This window comes from Agilicoccus flavus (genome assembly GCF_014857905.1).
In the GTDB taxonomy this organism is placed as follows: domain Bacteria; phylum Actinomycetota; class Actinomycetes; order Actinomycetales; family Dermatophilaceae; genus Agilicoccus; species Agilicoccus flavus.
In genome coordinates this window covers 38,169-54,327 of sequence record NZ_JACYXE010000014.1, presented here as the reverse complement: position 1 = coordinate 54,327, position 16,159 = coordinate 38,169, and the positions used below count along the sequence as shown (strand labels likewise).

Genomic DNA, 16,159 nt, shown 5'->3' with positions numbered 1-16,159 from the left:
CCCGCCCGCCGGCGACCGGACCGATCGGTCAAGACGTGAGCGAGACCACCCGGACGAAGACGCACTCCTCGTCGCCCTCGTTGGCGTAGGAGTACCGCCGGTCGCTGTCGAGGCGGGCCGACTCGCCCGCGCCGACCTCCGCCCACTGCTCGTCGGCGTTCAGGGTGAGCGTCCCCGACAGGACGTGGAAGAGCTCCTGCGACCGGGCCGGGTCGGCGTGACCCTGATACCGGTCCCCGGGGGCGAGGCGCCAGCGCCACAGGTCGGCGGAGCGGTCCCGCGACGTCGACGCGAGCAGGTGCGCGGTGCTCCCGGCGTCGCTGCTCCACACGAGCACGTGCTCGTCGGGGCCGCGGACGGTGATCGGAGCCGCCGGCGCCGCGTCGTCGAGGAGTGCGGTGAACTCGGTGCCGAGCGCCCGGGCGAGGCGCGTGACGGTGACGAGGCTGGGGTTGGCCTGCCCGTGCTCGATCTGCGTGAGCAGCCGCCGACTCACGCCCGCGCGGTCGGCGAGCTGCTGGACGGTCAGGGCCTTCTCGGTGCGCAGCTCGCGCACCCGCTCCCCGATCCGCGCGAGGAAGCGCGCCGTGAGCGCGCCCTCGTCGGTGAGCTCGTCGGGCCGTTCGTCGCCGGCCATCAGACCGCGAAGAGCTGCCCGAGGTCCTTGAACGCCTTGAACTCGAGGGCGTTGCCGGAGGGGTCGAGGAAGAACATCGTCCACTGCTCGCCCGTCTCGCCCTCGAACCGCACGTAGGGCTCGATGACAAAGTCGGTGCCGGCGTCGGTCAGGCGGGCCGCGAGTTCCTGGAACCGCTCGACGGGCAGGACGAGCCCGAAGTGCGGGACGGGGACCTGGTGGCCGTCGACGGGGTTGGTGCCGGCGACAGCGTTGTGGTGGTCGTCGACCTGGTGGGTGACCACCTGGTGGCCTTCCATGTTCCAGTCGGTCCAGCGCACGTCGGAGCGGCCGCGGCCGAAGCCGAGGACGTCGCCGTAGAAGTGGCGGGCCGCCTCGATGTCGTGGACCGGGATGGCGAGGTGGAAGGGGGGAAGCGTCTGCTGGGTCATGATGAGCACCATACATCACATCAGTGCGCACTCTTATGCGCACGTGTCGCGGGGCGCTGAGCCCGGCCGCGCGGGATCATGGAACGCACGCGGCCCGTCGGCGCGCCCCCGCGGGCGAGCGGCCGGACCGCGGGAGTCCGACACCAGCGATCGAGACGAAGGAGTCCGACATGGCCGATCCGGTCCCCCAGCCGACCCAGAGCTGCGACTGCGACAAGTGCGGCGCCTCGTGCGAGTGCGCGAGCTGCACGTGCGCGGACTGCACCTGCGGCCGCTGTCAGCACGCGTAGGCACCGACCGCCGAGGCCGGCCTCGCACGTGGGGCCGGCCTCGGCCGTGTCCGGGACGGCCCCGGTCGGAGGGTCGGTCAGAAGACGACGACCGGCTTGAGGGTCGCGCCGGTGTGACTGTCCTCGAAGGCCTGGTCGAGCTGCCCGAACGGGTACGTCCGCACGAGCTTCTCGATGGGGAAGAGTCCACGGGCGTGCAGGTCGATGAGTCGGGGGATGAACAACGACGGGACCGAGTCCCCCTCGATGCACATGCTGATCGTCGCGCCCGACAGCATGATCGTGCCGATGTCGATGCTCGCCTCCGTCCCGATCGCCGAGGCGCCGACGAGCGCGCCGTGCCCGAGGCTGCCCAGGCAGTCGGTCATCTGCCGGAAGGCCGCCGTGCTGCCGGTGGTGTCGAGCGCGTAGTCCGCGCCCCCACCGGTGGCCTCACGGACCGCGGCGACGACCCCGGGGGCGCCGAGGGCGCTCCCGTCGACCGTATGCGTGGCGCCGAGCTCCGTGGCCCGCGTGAGGCGGTCGGCCACGAGGTCGACGGCGACGATCGTGCCCGCGTTGGCCACCACGGCGGCGAGCAGCGCGGCCATCCCGACGGCGCCGGCGCCGAAGACCACGAAGCTCGAGCCCTCCCGCACCTGGAGCCGGTTGAGGACGGCGCCGGCGCCGGTCTGCAGGCCGCAGCCGAGGGGGGCCAGCAGCTCGAGCGGAGCCTCCGGCGGCACGACGACGACGCTGCGGCGCGCGACGTTCGTCACCGCCGCGAACGACGACTGCCCGAAGAAGTGCGAGGAGATCGGCTCCGCGCCGCGCGTGAACGCCGTCGACCCGTCCGCGCGTCGCCCGCCGAAGTTCCGGGCGAAGAAGTCGAGGCAGTACGCCGGGCGCCCCGCCTGGCAGTTCCGGCACGAGCCGCAGCTCGCGAAGCTGAGCAGCACGTGGTCGCCGACGGCGACGTCGTCGACCCCCGGGCCGACGGCTTCGACGACCCCCGCGCCCTCGTGGCCGAGCACCGCCGGCAGCGGCGTCGGATACCACTGGTCGCGCACGATGGCGTCGGTGTGGCAGACGCCGCACGCGACCATCCGCACCTGCACCTCGCCGGGGCGTGGGTCGTCGACGTCGACCTCCGTGATCTCGAAGGGTCGTCCCGGTCCGGTGGCGATGGCCGCGGTGGTCTGCATCGGATCCTCCTGCGTTCGGTGATGCGCCGAACGTAGCCCGGCCGGGGGCGGGCTGCCACAGGTCGGGCTGCCACAGGTCGGATCGTGGAGCGGCCGCCGGGCGCGGCGACGATCCCGCCCCCTAGCGTGGGCGGATGCCCGGTGTCCTGCGACTCGTCTACCCGCACCAGCTCTTCGACGCCCACCTGCGCGCGGAGCCGGGCACCCGGTTCGTCCTCGTCGAGGACGACCTGCTCATGCGCAGGTTCGCCTGCCACGCCCACAAACTCGTCCTGCACCGGGCGTCGGCGCTGCGGTTCGCGAAGCGCCTGCGCGGCGCCGGCTTCGCCGTGGAGACGATCGAGTCGCGCGCGGCCGAGCCCACCGCCGCCCGACTCGCCGCGTTCGTCCGCGACGCCCGCCCCGACCGCGTCGAGGTCTACGACGTCGTCGACGACTGGCTCTCGCGCGACATCACCCGCGCGCTGTCCGACGGCGGGTACCGGCTGCGACGTGAGGACGTCCTCGAGTCGCCGGGGTTCCTCACGTCCCGCGCCGAGTTCACCGACTGGTTCGAGGCGCACCCGGCGCGGATGCAGCACTTCTACACGTGGCAGCGCCGGCGTCTCGACGTCCTGCTGGACGGCGATGCACCCGTGGGCGGCCGGTGGTCCTTCGACACCGAGAACCGCAAGAAGCTGCCGAAGGGGCACGTGCCGCCACCGGTCGACCTCCCCCGCGAGCACGGCGCCGACGTCTCGGCGGCGATCGCGTGGGTGGCCGCGGAGTTCCCCGACGCACCGGGCGACCCGGCGGCGTTCGCGTGGCCGACGACCTCGGCCGAGGCACGCGCCCACCTCACCGCCTTCCTGACCGACCGGTTCGAGCTGTTCGGGCCGTACGAGGACGCGATCAGCACGACGTCGCCGTTCGTCCACCACGGCCTGCTGTCACCGCTGCTCAACACGGGCCTGCTCACCCCGCGCGAGGTCCTCGACGCCGCGCTGGACGCGGCGGACGACGGGAACGTGCCGCTGCCGTCCCTCGAGGGGTTCGTGCGCCAGGTCATCGGATGGCGCGAGTACATGCGCGCCACGTACCACCTGCACGGGCGGGAGATGCGCACGTCGAACGCGCTGCACCACGCCCGGCCGCTCGCCGACGGCTGGTGGGACGCGAGCACCGGCCTCGACCCCGTCGACCTCGTGATCCGCCGCGTGCTCGACACCGGCTACGCCCACCACATCGAGCGACTCATGGTCCTCGGCAACGCAATGTGCCTGCTGCGCACCCACCCGAGCGCCGCGTACGAGTGGTTCATGGAGATGTTCGTCGACGCCTACGACTGGGTGATGGTGCCGAACGTCTACGCGATGAGCCAGTTCGCCGTGGGCGAGGCGATGACGACGAAGCCGTACGTCTCCGGCAGCAACTACCTGCGCACGATGTCCGACCTGCCGCCGGGAGAGTGGCGCGCCGACTGGGACGCCCTCTACTGGGCGTTCGTGCACGACCACCGCGACGTCTTCGAGGCCAACCACCGATCCCGCCGCATCCCCGCCCTGTGGGACGGGTTCGACGACGCGAAGCGGCGCGGCCATCTCGAGCGGGCCGCGGGGTGGCTGGGCTGATCGACCGGGGCTCAGCGGCCGATGACGTCGCGCCCCGACGGCGGTTCCCGCTCCGCCAGATCGTGGGCGACGTCGTCGGCGACGACGGCGATCTGGCGCAGACTCGTGATGAGCGAGCCGTACACGGGCCAGTGCATCGTCGGCAGGTCGGAGCGCGAGAGGCTCACGGCGAGCTCGTCGAGGGACATGGGGATCCCGTGGTGATCGCCGGCCGGGTCGAGCAGGCGGCGGCCGCACTCGTCGACGAGAGCGACCCAGCGTCGGCGGAACTCCTCGTCCCAACGACTCTCGGCGTAGGTGGCGTCGTCGAGGACCCGGACGAGGTGTCTCAGGTGGGACACCGCCTCGCGCAGGCGGTCGAGGGAATGTCGGGCGGCCCCGCCCGCGGCGCGGCGCCGGGCGCGGGGGTTCCAGCTGGCGCTGTCGCCGGCGAGCCGGACCTGGCCGCGCGCCCGGTCGAGCAGGCCGTCCATCTCCACCGTGCGGCGCACCCAGACCTGCGCCCGGTGGGTGTCCCACCGTCCGCCCAGTTCGCCGGCCATGCCCACGAGCAGGTGCCCGAGGGCGAGGCGCACCTGGTCGACGCCGTGCTGCGCCTGGCGATCCCGCAGCGGCGGCAGGAGGAGGACGTTGACGGCGAGACCGATGCCGGCGCCGACGACGACGTCGACGACCCGCGCGACGAGCAGCTGGGTGTCGTACTGGTCGTGCCCCGCCAGGACGAACAGCGCGGTCGTCGCCACCGCCACCCCCTCCCGCCGCAACGGCTTGGCCCGGGCCACCACGAGGCCGATGGCCATCGCGAGCCCCAGCGAGACGACGTCGACCCCGAGCGTCACGCCGAGGGCGAACGCGAGGACGACGCCCCCCAGGGTGGCGAGGGTCGTCTCGCCGGCACGCAGGGCCGACTCGCGGACCGTCGCGTGCACCGTCATGAGCGCCGTCCACGGCGCGAGGAACGGCTGGGCGGACCCGAGGACGCTCTCGGCGACCCACCAGGCGAGGACGGTGGCCACCACGGTCTTGGAGATCTGGGCGGCGTCGGTGACGAGCGTCGGGTGGCGGTCGACCCACGCGCCCCAGCGGGGAAGAACGGAGTGTTCGGACATCGAGGACACCGTGCCACGACGAGCCCGGCGGCGGGGCGGCGCCTCCCGCGCCTACGCTGCCCCCATGCCCGGTGCGCAACGGTGGCCCACCTGATGGCGTTGCACGCGCTCGAGCTGGTCCTCGACGCCGCCTCCGACGCGCTCGTCCGCGCGGACTGGCGGGCCCTGGCCGAGGCGGGACTGCCGTCCCAGGCTCGTCATCGAGGGGCGACGAACGCGCCGCACGTGACGCTCGCCTCGGCGGCTGTCATCGACGCCGGCGCCGAGGCGCATGCGACTGCGACGATCGGGCGTCTGCTGCCCGCGCGGATCGACCTCGCCGGGGTGGTTCTCCTGGGACGAGGGCCCTACGCGTTCGCGCGGCTCCTGGCCCCCGCACCGGATCTGCAGGACGCGGGGCGGGCCGTGCGGCGCCGCGTCGGGGACCCGCACTCGGCGGGGTGGACGGCCCACCTCACCCTCGCCCGGCGGCTGCCGACGGCGCAGGTCGGGAGCGCGCTCGCCGCCGTCGCCACGGGTCCGGCCGTCGCCCGGTCCGTCGTCGCCACCGGGTTGCGCCGCTGGGACCCCGACGCGGGGGCCGCGCGGATGCTCGCGGGGCACGGCCCCGAGCACCCGGGGTTGCCTCGCCCCTCCCGCGACGCGAACGATCACACCGGTTCGACGACATCCACCCCCGACGAGGAGCCGACATGCGCCGAGCCCTGAGCGTCACCGGACCGGTCGACGTCGAGACCGCCTGGGAGCGATACCTGTTCCCCCACCGCTGGCCGGACTGGGCGCCGCAGATCCGGTCGGTCGACGTCGAGCAGGAGCGCCTCCGGCCCGGCCTGACCGGCGTGGTCCACGGCCCGCCCGGTGTCGCCGTCCGCTTCCGGGTCGACGCCGTCGACCCCGCGATCCACACGTGGGCGTGGACGGTGACCGCCCTCGGCGTGAACGTCCGGATGCGCCACGACCTCACCGCCGGTGCCGACGGCACCGTCGCGGGGCTGACCGTCGACGGCCCCGCTCCGGTTGCGCTGGCCTACCCACCCCTCGCCGCCCTCGCCCTACGGCGCCTGCTTCGGGACTGAACGGGGATCGACGCGACCCGTCCAGCGGTTCGACGACGTCGCGGTCGCCCGGCACTGTGTGGGACCTGCTAGCTTCCTTCCATCATCGAAGGACACCCCGGACGCGGCCCCGCGCGCCGCGCGAGCCAGTCAGGCCCCCTCATGCCCACGTTCTCCGCGCCCGTGTCGCGGCGCAGTCTTCTGTTCGCCTCCGCCGCCGTGCCCGCGCTCGCTGCGATCGCCGGGTGCGGGCCCAACCGCCCCGGCGGTACCTCCGAGGGTGGCACCGCGCTGCGGGCGGTGTGGTGGGGCAACGCCCAGCGCACGACGTCCACCCAGCAGGCCCTCGCCGCGTTCGCGGCCGCGAACCCCGGGACGACCGTCGCGTCGGAGCCGACCGAGTGGGGCGGCTACTGGGACAAACTCGCCACCCAACTCGCTGCGCACGATGCCCCCGACCTCGTGCAGATGGACGAAAAGTACCTCCTCGAGTACGTCCAGCGCGGCGCCCTCGCCTCCCTCGAGGGCGCCGTCGACACAGCCTCGTTCGCCCCGGGCACGGCGGAGCTGGGCGAGGTGGACGGCACGCTGTACGCCGTCAACGCCGGCACTATCGCCCCGGTCGTCATGGTCGACCCGGGGCTGTTCGCCCGGGCGAAGCTCGCCCTCCCCGACGACACGACCTGGACCTGGGACGAGATGGCCGAGCTCGCCACCGAGCTCACCAAGAAGCTCCCCGACGGCACCTACGGACTCACCGACTTCAGCGGCCGCGACGCCGCTTTCCGCGTCTGGATCCGGCAGCAGGGCGCCGACACGTTCACGAACGGGAAGCTCGGCTTCGACGCGGGCATCGCGAGCAGCTTTTTCGCCCTAGCCAAGAAGCTGCAGACGGCCGAGGCGACACCGCCGGCCAGCCAGTCCGCCGAGGACGTCTCGGCCGCGGTCGCCGAGCGCCTGTTCTCCACGGGCCGGACCGCGATGGCGATCTACTCCTCCAACCAGATCACCGCTTTCGACGCCGCCACGAAGAAGGACCTCAGGTTGCTTCGGCTGCCGAGCGTCGACGGCACCCCGGCCGGCGCCAAGGTCGCCTACCAGGCGTCGATGTACTGGGTCATCACGGCGGAGTCGAAGGCGGCAGCGGCCGCCCGCCGACTCGTCGATTTCCTCGTCACCGACCAGCGCGCCAGCAAGCTCCTGCTCACCGAGCGGGGGGTACCCGCCGACACCACGGTGCTCGCCGCGATCCAAGGCAGCCTGTCCGCGTCGGACAAGAAGGCGATCGCCTACCTCGACGCGATCGAGCCGCACGTCGCCCCGACGCCCCCGCTGACCCCCAAGGGCGCGTCCTCGTTCGAGGACGTCCTCATCCGCCACGGCCAGGACGTCTTGTTCGGACGCGCCACCCCCGAGGCCGCGGGCGCCGCTTTCGTGGCCGACATGACCGCCGCCATCGGATGAGCAGGCCGGTCCGCCGTCGTCACCCGGACAACCGCATGGCCGCGGTGTTCCTCACGCCGTGGGTCCTCGGGCTCGTCCTCATCACAACGGTCCCGATGCTCGCGTCGTTGGCCTTGTCGTTCACGGACTACAGCCTCATCGCAGCGCCCCGATGGAGCGGACTCGACAACGCCCGGCGGATCATGGAGGACGCGCGACTGCACCACTCGCTGCTCGTCACCCTCGCCTACGTGGCCGTCTCCACGCCCCTGCAGCTCGCGCTGGCGTTGGCCGTCGCGCTCGTGCTCAACACCGGGATGCGCGGGCTCGCCCTCTACCGGTCGATCTTCTACCTGCCGTCGCTCATCGGGGCCTCCGTGGCCATCGCCATCCTGTGGCGGCAGATGTTCGGTGCGCGGGGACTCGTCAACGAGATCCTCGGCCGGATCGGGTTCACCGACCTGCCCGGCTGGGTGTCGGATCCTCGTTCGGCCCTGTGGACCATCGTGCTGCTGCACGTGTGGACCTTCGGGGCGCCCATGGTGATCTTCCTCGCCGGTCTGCGACAGATCCCGACCCAGTACTACGAGGCCGCGGCCGTCGACGGGGCCTCCCGCCGGGCCCGCTTCGTCCACATCACGCTGCCGCTGCTCACCCCGATCATCTTCTTCAACCTCGTACTACAGACCATCAACGCGTTCCAGTCCTTCACGCAGGCCTTCGTGGTCTCGGGCGGGACGGGTGGGCCCTCGGATTCCACCCTCTTCTTCACCCTCTACCTCTACCAACGCGGTTTCGGCGATTTCGACATGGGTTACGCCTCCGCCATGGGATGGGTGCTGCTGCTCATCGTCGCGGCGTTCACCTCCCTGAATTTCGCGCTGTCCCGACGGTGGGTCTTCTACGATGACTGACATCTCCCGCCCTCTCCGTGGCGCCGCCCGCGTTGCGCGTCACCTGGTACTCATCGCCGTCGCGATCGTCATGATCTATCCGCTGCTGTGGATGATCGCGTCGTCGCTACGCCCGTCCGACGACATCTTCGACCTTCCCGAATTGCTGCCCCCGGGCCGGGAGATCGGCAACTACGTACAGGGGTGGACGGCGCTGAGCCGGCCGTTCTCGACGTACCTGCTCAACTCGACGTTGCTGGTCGTCGGCTGCGTCGTCGGCAACCTCGTGTCCTGCTCTCTCACGGCCTACGCGTTCGCGCGGATGCGGTTCTGGGGCCGGCAGGTCTGCTTCGCGATCATGCTGGGAACGATCATGCTGCCCGTCCACGTCGTGATCGTGCCGCAGTACATCCTGTTCTCGCAGACCGGGTGGGTGAACACGATGGTGCCGCTCGTCCTGCCGAAGTTCCTCGCGACCGACGCCTTCTTCGTCTTTCTCATGGTGCAGTTCATCCGCGGAATCCCGCGGGAGTTGGACGAGGCGGCCCGCATCGACGGCTGCGGGCACGTCGGGATCTTCGTCCGTATCCTGCTGCCCCTCATGACACCGGCCCTCGCCACGACGGTGGTCTTCACGACCATCTGGATGTGGAACGACTTCTTCGCATCGCTGATCTATCTGACGAGTCCAGAGACCTTCACGGTCCCCCTGGCCCTGCGGGCGTTCCTCGACGCCGAGGGATCCTCGGAATGGGGGCCCATGTTCGCCATGTCCGTCCTCTCGCTCCTGCCGATGTTCGTGGTGTTCCTCGTCGGGCAGCGCTTCCTCGTGCGCGGCATCGCCACGACCGGGTTGCGGTGACCCGGCGGACGCTGCCTCAGCGCAACGGCACGAAGCGGTAGTAGCCGAGGCGTCGGACCTCGACGCCGCCGCCGCGGGTGACGCGGAGCATCCGGCCGGCGACGGGGATGACGAGCACTCCCGGGTCGGCGAGCTGGGCGACGAGCTCGTCGGGCAGCTCGCGGGCCATCGCGGACACAAGGATCCGGTCGAAGGGGGCCTGCGCGGGTCGGCCGAGGGCGCCGGCCTCCGCCGCCTCGACGCGGGCCCAGGGCACCCCGGCGGCGGCGACGTTGGCGCCCCCGAAGTCGACGAGCTCCGGCACGAGCTCCAGACCGAGCACGCTCCCCGACGGGCCCACGAGGTGCGCGAGGAGGACCGTCGTCCACCCGGAGCCGGCGCCGACATCGAGCGCGCTCGCGCCCTCCGGCACGTCGAGCAGGCGCAGCATCTCGGCCACCGTCGACGGCTGGCTGTTCGTCTGACCGTGCGACAAGGGGAGCGGCCGGTCCGCACCGGCCGACGGGCGCTGGTCCGGCGGCAGGAAGTTCTTCCGGGCCGCCCGACGCATCGCGTCCGCCACCCGATCGTCGACCGCGCCCATCGCGTCCTCCTCACCACGGCGTGGACCGGCGGCGCCGCCGTCGGACCGGGGGATGCGCGTCGACCGCGCCGAGCCGACGCCCGACGCACCGGCTCTCGATGCCCGTGTCCGCGTTCTCCCCCGAGTCTTCCGGGCCGGCGGCCGCCTCGCTCGCCGACCGAGGCTCATACCCGCTCGAGCAGGGCCTGCGCGTCGTAGGGCGCGTGGCAGTGACCGTCGTTGTCGAAGTAGGCGTAGACGTCGAGGCCGGCGTCGCGGTGCGCCCGGAACCGCCGGGCCCAGTCGTCGAGCTGCTCGGGCGAGTAGCCGCTGTCGTACAGCCCCTCGGGCCCGTGGAGCCGCGCGTAGACGAAGTCGCTGGTCACCGCGTCGAGGCGGACGAACCTGCCCCCGGTGTCGGCGATGACGGCCGCGATGTCGTGGCGGCGCAGGAGGTCGGCGGCGGCGGCGGTCTCGAACGAGGCGTGCCGCGGCTCCAGGGCGTGCCGCAGCGGCAGGTCGGCGGCCGGCTCGAGGAGCACCCGGTCGCCGGAGATCTTGTCGTCGTGCTCGGCGGCGAGCGCCGCGGCCTGCCCCGTTGTGCGGGGCAGCAGGTCGAAGAACGCGGCGAGCACGTCGGCGTCGAAGACGTGCCGCTCGGGGAGCTGCCACAGGAACGGCCCGGTGTGCGCACCCAGGGCGAGCACCCCGGAGGCGAAGAAGTTCGCGAGCGCGCCCCGGACGTCGCGCAGCCGCTTCATGTGCGTGACGTACCGGCTCCCCTTGACGGCGAAGACCGCATCGTCGCGCGCCGCGGCGGCCTGCTCCGCCCACGCCCGGTACGAGCTCGGCCGCTGCAGCGAGTAGAACGACCCGTTGAGCTCGACGGTGTCGAAGTGCTCGAGGTTGTAGGTGAGCTCGGCGCGCTGCGGGAGCCCCTTCGGGTAGAAGTCACCGCGCCAGTACGAGTAGGTCCAGCCCGACGTCCCCACCCTGATCCGCTCCACCCGGCGAGCCTACGGCCGGTGCCGACGCTCGATCCGCCGCGCCCGGGACCGGCGAGTGGACCCGCGGACGTCGCGGCGAAACGCGCACGGCCGGCCGGCCCGATCTCCCCGGCGCGGGGTGCGCGCGGGAGACCGGGCGGGCCGGCGGTGCGTCCCTCCCGTGCCGGCGCCTCCCCATCGACCACCGGCGGTGTCCTTGCTCGGATCCGCAGGACCTCCCCCGTCGTCCCCGTCATCCTCGTCGCCCTCGGCGTGCCCGGCCACCACCGCATCCCGCGCTGCGCCCGGCCCCCACCGGTCACACTCGCGTCAAGCCATGTCCTGCCTCGTGCGTCCCCCGTCGTGCATTCCCCTGCGCAGCCCCCCGGCCGCGTTCTTTCGTTCCCCTGATGCCGGCCCCCACCGGCGGTGGGCCGACCCGATCCCTATCAAGCCTGCCCGTTTCGGCCGATCCCCATCGGCCTGACACCCACTGTATCGACCGTCCAAGTCGGTGTTCAAGACGAGTGACCTGATCCGAGGGGCCTGTTGTCGACAACAGCTCGGAATCCGTTGCGCCGCAGCGACTCGAATCCGGCCCGTCCGGGCCGGGATCGCGCCCTGGTACCCCTGCCGCCGAGTCTGCGCGTGTCGCGGGGAGAATCGGGGCGGACGACGGCGAACGAGGAGGGGCGCACATGACGGGGGTGCTCGGCGTCATCGCGCCCATCTACGTGGCCGTCGCGGTGGGCTACGTGGCGGTGCGCACCGGCTTCCTCGGCAGGGCGGCGCTCCCGGTCCTTGGGGAGTTCGTCGTCAAGATCGCGCTGCCGGCCCTGCTGTTCGGAGCGCTCGCGACGCGGCACATCGCCGACGTCCTCGCGCCCACCTACCTGCTCACGTACGCGATCGGGTCAGTGGCGGCCATGGCCGTCGGGTTCTACGCCTCCCGAGCCGTGTCGCGGCGGGCCGGCCTGCCCTCCCGGGTCGTGCGCCTGCGCTCGGCGTACACCGCGATGGGGGCCGGCACCTCCAACAGCGGCTACGTGGGTTTCCCGGTCCTGCAGGGCGCGATGCCGCAGGTCGCGCCCACGGTGTTCGGGATGAACGTCCTCGTCGAGAACCTCCTGACGATCCCGCTCGGCATGGCCCTCGCCGAGCGGGCGGCCGGCGGCCACGCCTCCGTCGGCGCGCTCGTCCGCGGCACGGCGTGGCGCCTGGTCAAGACGCCGATGATCCTCGCCATCGCCGCGGGCGTCGCCACCTCACTGCTCGGCCTCGGGGTGCCGGCCGTGGCCGAGCGCACCGTGACGATGTTCGCGAACGCGACGACCGCGTTGGCCCTGTTCACCATCGGCGGGACGCTCGTCGGCCAGCAGGCCCGGGGGCGGCTGGCGGCGCTGAGCCCGCTCGTCGTCGGCAAACTCCTCGTCCACCCGGCACTGGTCGCCGCCCTCGCGTACGGCGTCACGGCGGTTGCGCCCCACGTCGGCCTGCCGCCTCTGGACCCGACCCTGCGCGCGGCCGCGATCGTCTCGGCCGCCGCGCCGACGATCTCGATCTTCCCGATCCTCGCCGCCCGCCACGGCGAGGCCGACACGATGAGCGCGGCCGCCTTCCTGTGCACCCTGTGCTCCGTAGTCAGCCTCACCGCGGTCCTCCTGCTCGTGCAGGCCTGAGCGGGGATCAGTCGGTCCGCAGGGCGAACCGGTCGCGCAGGTGCTTGCGCGCCGCGGCGTCGGTCGAGTTCTGCAGCGCGAGCAGCTCGGCGTAGATGCCGCCGGAGACGGCGAGCTCCGCGGGCGTGCCGATCTCGTCGACGCGGCCGTCGCGCAGGGTGACGATCCGGTCGACGGCGGCGATGGTCGACAGCCGGTGGGCGATGACGAGGCTCGTGCGGCCCGCCATGAGCTCGTCGAGGCCCGCCTGGACGAGCCGTTCCGACTTCGTGTCTAGAGCGCTCGTCGCCTCGTCGAGCACGAGGATCGGCGCGTCCTTGAGCAGGGCCCTCGCGACCGCGATGCGCTGCTTCTGACCGCCCGAGAGCTTGAGGCCACGCTCGCCGATGACGGCGTCGTAGCCGCCGGGCAGCCGCGCGATGAAGTCGGCCGCGTTGGCGCGCCGCGCCGCCTGCGCGATGTCGGCGTCGGTGGCGTCGGGCCGGCCGTAGGCGATGTTCTCGCGCACCGTGCCCGAGAACAGCGACGCATCCTGGAAAACGACGCCGATGTCGGAGCGCAGCTGCACCGCGCCCAGGCCCGCGATGTCGTGGCCGGCGACGTCGATCCGCCCGCCGCGCGGCGTGTACAGGCCGAGCAGGAGGTTGACCAGCGTCGTCTTGCCGCCGCCGCTCTCCGACACGAGCGCCACACGCTCGCCGGGGGCGACGTCGAAGCTCACGTCGTGGAGGACGTCGGTGTCGGTGTAGCCGAACCGGACGTGGTCGAAGCGGATCATCGGCGCGCCCGGCCGACGCTCGCGGCGCGCCGGGACGACGTCGGTGACCGGTCCGGTCCGGTCGAGCGGCTCGTCCATGACGCGCACGTAGTCGACGCTGCCCGTGAGGGCGCGCTGGCCCGAGTCGACGATGTAGCTGAGCATGCTCACCGGCTGCCGCGCCATCGTCATGAGCTGCACGAGGATGACCATGTCCCCGACGGAGAACTCCCCGCGCGCCGTGAGCACGAACACCATCGCCAGACCGGCGACGAAGATCACGTCGAGGATGGCGCCGCGCAGGACGTCCATGCGGTGCCAGTGCCGCGACTGGGCGCGGGTCGTGTCGATCGTCGCGTCGAATCGCGTCGAGAACCGGCGCAGCTCGGCGACCTCGCGGACGAAGGAGCGGACGACCCGCACCTGCCCGACGACCTCCGCGAACCGGCCGCTCGCCTCGTCGAGGTCGGCGTTCTTGCGGTGCTCGAGGACCTGCCAGCGGGCGCTCGTCAGGGTCGTCAGCCAGAAGTACAGCGGGAACATCACGGCGAGCAGCACCGTGAGCGGCCAGAAGTACCAGGCGCTGATGGCGAGGACCGCCACCGTCGTCACGAGCATGGGGAAGAACGAGTTGGAGAAGGACTTGACGAAGTCGGTGACCGACGTGATCGACCGGGACAGCCGGTTGATGATCGTGCCGGTCAGCTCGTCGTCGAAGTACCGCTGCGGCAGCGCGAGAAGGCGCTCGTAGTAGCGCTGGGACAGGCTGCTGCGCATGCGCGAACTCATGACGTCGCCGAGATACCCGCCCACGTTGCCGACGACCGTCGTCGCGACGGTCGCGAGGAGCAGCGCGGCGCCCAGCGCGAACCCCGTGCGGGTGAGGTCGTCGGCGGGCCCGCCGCGCGCGACGCCGACGACGACGTCGGTCGCGCGCCCGATGACGAACGGCACCGCGATCGTCGCCGCCGAGGTGACGAGCCCGCAGGCGACGATCCCGAGGTAGTACGGCCACAGATGGCGCGTGAAGTGGGCCATGCGGCGCAGCGGCCGCAGCGCCGACGGCGCCGTCTCCGCGGGAACCTGGGGCGCGCGGGCGCCGCGCGCCGCGTCGTCGTCGCGGGTGCGGGTGGGGCGGGGCCGCAGCAGGGTCACTCGTGTCGTCGCTCTCGTCGGGGTCGTGATCGGGGACGGGGTCGTCCGGGATGGCGCCGGGACGCCGCGACCGCGCCGCGGCAGGCCCACCACGTCAACGCCGCGCGCCTCCCGACCCTTCCATCGGCGCCGCACCGACCGTGCCCGTGTTCGGCGGGCTCCCTGATCGACGAACCATTTCGGCCGGGTCGACCGCTCTCCCGGAACGGGCGTCGACGCGAAGGTGCAGGTCAGAGAGTTGCCCCACCTGGGGAGGCGGGATCGACCCGGCCCGAATGGTTCTTCGAGGACGGCGTCGGACGTGCCGGCCGACGAGGTCCGACGTCGTCCGGTCAATAGCCGGTGCGGCCGTCGACGGTTTCGCGCAGCAGGTCCATGTGCCCGAGGTGGCGGGCGTACTCCTCGATGAGGTGCGTGAGGATCCAGCGCAGGTTGACCGGCCGACCCCGGCGCAGGCCACGCACGGGGCCGTCCAGGTCGGTCCAGGCCGCCACGAACTCGCGGGTGCGCGCGACCTCCGCCTCGTAGGCCGCGACGTCGGCCGCGGCGCCGCCGGGACGCGCGTCCTCGATGTCGCCGTCAGGGCTCTCGGGGGTGCAGTAGGGGTCGGACACCTCCTGGCCGAGAAGGACCTGCCGCAGCCAGTACGCCTCGACCTCGGTGAGGTGGCGGACCAGCCCGAGCAGGCTCAGCGTCGACGGCGGCACCGACCGTCGCGCGAGCTGCTCCGCGTCGAGACCCGCGATCTTGAGCAGCACGGTCTCGCGATAGAGGTCGAGCCAGTGCTCGAGCAGCTCGCGCTCGGCGCCGGTCATGGGTCCGTCGGTGCGGGTGTCCTCACGCTCGGCGACGACCGGCTCCGACGTGACCGAGCGCCTCAGGTCGTCGCCGGCTCCGAGCGACGCCGTCCACGCGTCGGCGAGCCCGTCAGGGTGGGGCAGGTACTCGGGCAGGTCACCGTGGCGGGTGAACCCGCACGCGCGGGCGACGCGCCACGACGCCTCGTTCCCGGCGTTCGCGAACCACGTGACCCGCCGCCCGCCGCCGTCGAACCACCATTCGCACACCAGCCGCACCGCCGCCGTCATCAGGCCGTGCCCGCGGGCGCGCGGGTGGAGGGCGTACCCGATCTCGGCACTGCCCTGGCCGCGCGGCCGGAGGTCGACCGTTCCGGCGAACCGGGGGCCTGCGGGGTCGGCGAGCCACTCGACGGCCCAGGAGCAGTGGCCGTCCGCGACCTGCGCAGGACAGGGATCCTGCGGGCCGCAGCGAGCGACACCGGCGTCCCAGCGGCCCCACCCGTCGGCGATCAGCCCGAGGAGCTCGCGTGCATTTTCGTGCGTGTACGGGCGCGGCGCCGTCGTCCAGCGCACGCTCTCGGGGTCGCCGCACTGTTCGACGATCGCGTCGGAGTCCTCCGACCGGTGGGCGCGCAACCGGACCACGCCGTCGGTGAGCACGGGCACGCACTGGGGGAACGTCACGGCGTCAGCGCTGCTCATCGTC

Annotated in this window: 15 protein-coding genes; 7 read left to right on the top strand and 8 right to left on the bottom strand. The window is 72.6% G+C overall.

Annotated elements, in window-relative coordinates:
• Positions 1-28 precede the first annotated feature (28 nt).
• The 3 genes from ICW24_RS17280 to ICW24_RS17270 form a co-directional block, all read right to left on the bottom strand.
• Positions 29-637, bottom strand: a complete 609-nt coding sequence (locus ICW24_RS17280) for a helix-turn-helix domain-containing protein (RefSeq protein WP_226346972.1) — start codon at positions 635-637, stop codon at positions 29-31.
• Entirely contained in the window at positions 637-1,068 is a 432-nt protein-coding gene (locus ICW24_RS17275) for a VOC family protein (protein ID WP_226346971.1), read from the bottom strand. The genes ICW24_RS17280 and ICW24_RS17275 overlap by 1 nt, the downstream gene beginning before the upstream one ends.
• Positions 1,069-1,435: 367 nt before the next feature.
• Positions 1,436-2,542, bottom strand: coding sequence for an NAD(P)-dependent alcohol dehydrogenase (locus tag ICW24_RS17270; RefSeq protein ID WP_226346970.1), 1,107 nt, complete (start codon positions 2,540-2,542; stop codon positions 1,436-1,438).
• Positions 2,543-2,676: 134 nt separating this feature from the next.
• Here ICW24_RS17270 and ICW24_RS17265 point away from each other — a divergent pair, with 134 nt between their 5' ends.
• Positions 2,677-4,152, top strand: coding sequence for a cryptochrome/photolyase family protein (locus ICW24_RS17265; RefSeq protein WP_226346969.1), 1,476 nt, complete (start codon positions 2,677-2,679; stop codon positions 4,150-4,152).
• A gap of 11 nt (positions 4,153-4,163) precedes the next feature.
• On the opposite strand, the gene ICW24_RS17260 is transcribed toward ICW24_RS17265, so the two are convergent.
• On the bottom strand, positions 4,164-5,261 hold the full coding sequence (locus tag ICW24_RS17260; RefSeq protein WP_226346968.1) for an FUSC family protein: 1,098 nt from the start codon (positions 5,259-5,261) through the stop codon (positions 4,164-4,166).
• Positions 5,262-5,354: 93 nt separating this feature from the next.
• Between ICW24_RS17260 and ICW24_RS17255 the strand changes: the two genes are divergently transcribed.
• From ICW24_RS17255 to ICW24_RS17235, 5 genes are all read left to right on the top strand, one after another.
• Positions 5,355-5,969 (top strand): 2'-5' RNA ligase family protein, encoded by a 615-nt coding sequence (locus ICW24_RS17255; protein WP_226346967.1) that lies wholly within the window; start codon positions 5,355-5,357, stop codon positions 5,967-5,969.
• Complete coding sequence (locus ICW24_RS17250) at positions 5,954-6,337, top strand: SRPBCC family protein (RefSeq protein ID WP_226346966.1); 384 nt, start codon at positions 5,954-5,956, stop codon at positions 6,335-6,337. Before ICW24_RS17255 ends, ICW24_RS17250 begins: the two co-directional genes overlap by 16 nt.
• 141 nt (positions 6,338-6,478) lie before the next feature.
• A complete protein-coding gene (locus tag ICW24_RS17245; protein ID WP_226346965.1) occupies positions 6,479-7,780 on the top strand; it encodes an ABC transporter substrate-binding protein in 1,302 nt (433 codons plus the stop codon).
• Positions 7,777-8,673, top strand: a complete 897-nt coding sequence (locus ICW24_RS17240) for a carbohydrate ABC transporter permease (protein WP_226346964.1) — start codon at positions 7,777-7,779, stop codon at positions 8,671-8,673. The genes ICW24_RS17245 and ICW24_RS17240 overlap by 4 nt, the downstream gene beginning before the upstream one ends.
• Positions 8,666-9,514, top strand: a complete 849-nt coding sequence (locus tag ICW24_RS17235; protein WP_226346963.1) for a carbohydrate ABC transporter permease — start codon at positions 8,666-8,668, stop codon at positions 9,512-9,514. Before ICW24_RS17240 ends, ICW24_RS17235 begins: the two co-directional genes overlap by 8 nt.
• A 16-nt stretch (positions 9,515-9,530) precedes the next feature.
• On the opposite strand, the gene ICW24_RS17230 is transcribed toward ICW24_RS17235, so the two are convergent.
• Both ICW24_RS17230 and ICW24_RS17225 read right to left on the bottom strand, forming a co-directional pair.
• Positions 9,531-10,097, bottom strand: a complete 567-nt coding sequence (locus ICW24_RS17230; RefSeq protein ID WP_226346962.1) for a protein-L-isoaspartate O-methyltransferase family protein — start codon at positions 10,095-10,097, stop codon at positions 9,531-9,533.
• A gap of 164 nt (positions 10,098-10,261) precedes the next feature.
• Entirely contained in the window at positions 10,262-11,083 is an 822-nt protein-coding gene (locus ICW24_RS17225) for a DUF72 domain-containing protein (RefSeq protein WP_226346961.1), read from the bottom strand.
• A gap of 677 nt (positions 11,084-11,760) precedes the next feature.
• Between ICW24_RS17225 and ICW24_RS17220 the strand changes: the two genes are divergently transcribed.
• The gene (locus ICW24_RS17220) at positions 11,761-12,741 is read left to right on the top strand and encodes an AEC family transporter (protein ID WP_226346960.1); all 981 of its coding nucleotides are present in this window, start codon (positions 11,761-11,763) and stop codon (positions 12,739-12,741) included.
• A gap of 7 nt (positions 12,742-12,748) precedes the next feature.
• Here the strand turns inward: ICW24_RS17220 and ICW24_RS17215 are convergent, their stop codons facing one another.
• Complete coding sequence (locus ICW24_RS17215; protein WP_372360959.1) at positions 12,749-14,554, bottom strand: ABC transporter ATP-binding protein; 1,806 nt, start codon at positions 14,552-14,554, stop codon at positions 12,749-12,751.
• Positions 14,555-14,985: 431 nt separating this feature from the next.
• Positions 14,986-16,155 (bottom strand): GNAT family N-acetyltransferase, encoded by a 1,170-nt coding sequence (locus tag ICW24_RS17210; RefSeq protein WP_226346959.1) that lies wholly within the window; start codon positions 16,153-16,155, stop codon positions 14,986-14,988.
• Positions 16,156-16,159: the final 4 nt, after the last annotated feature.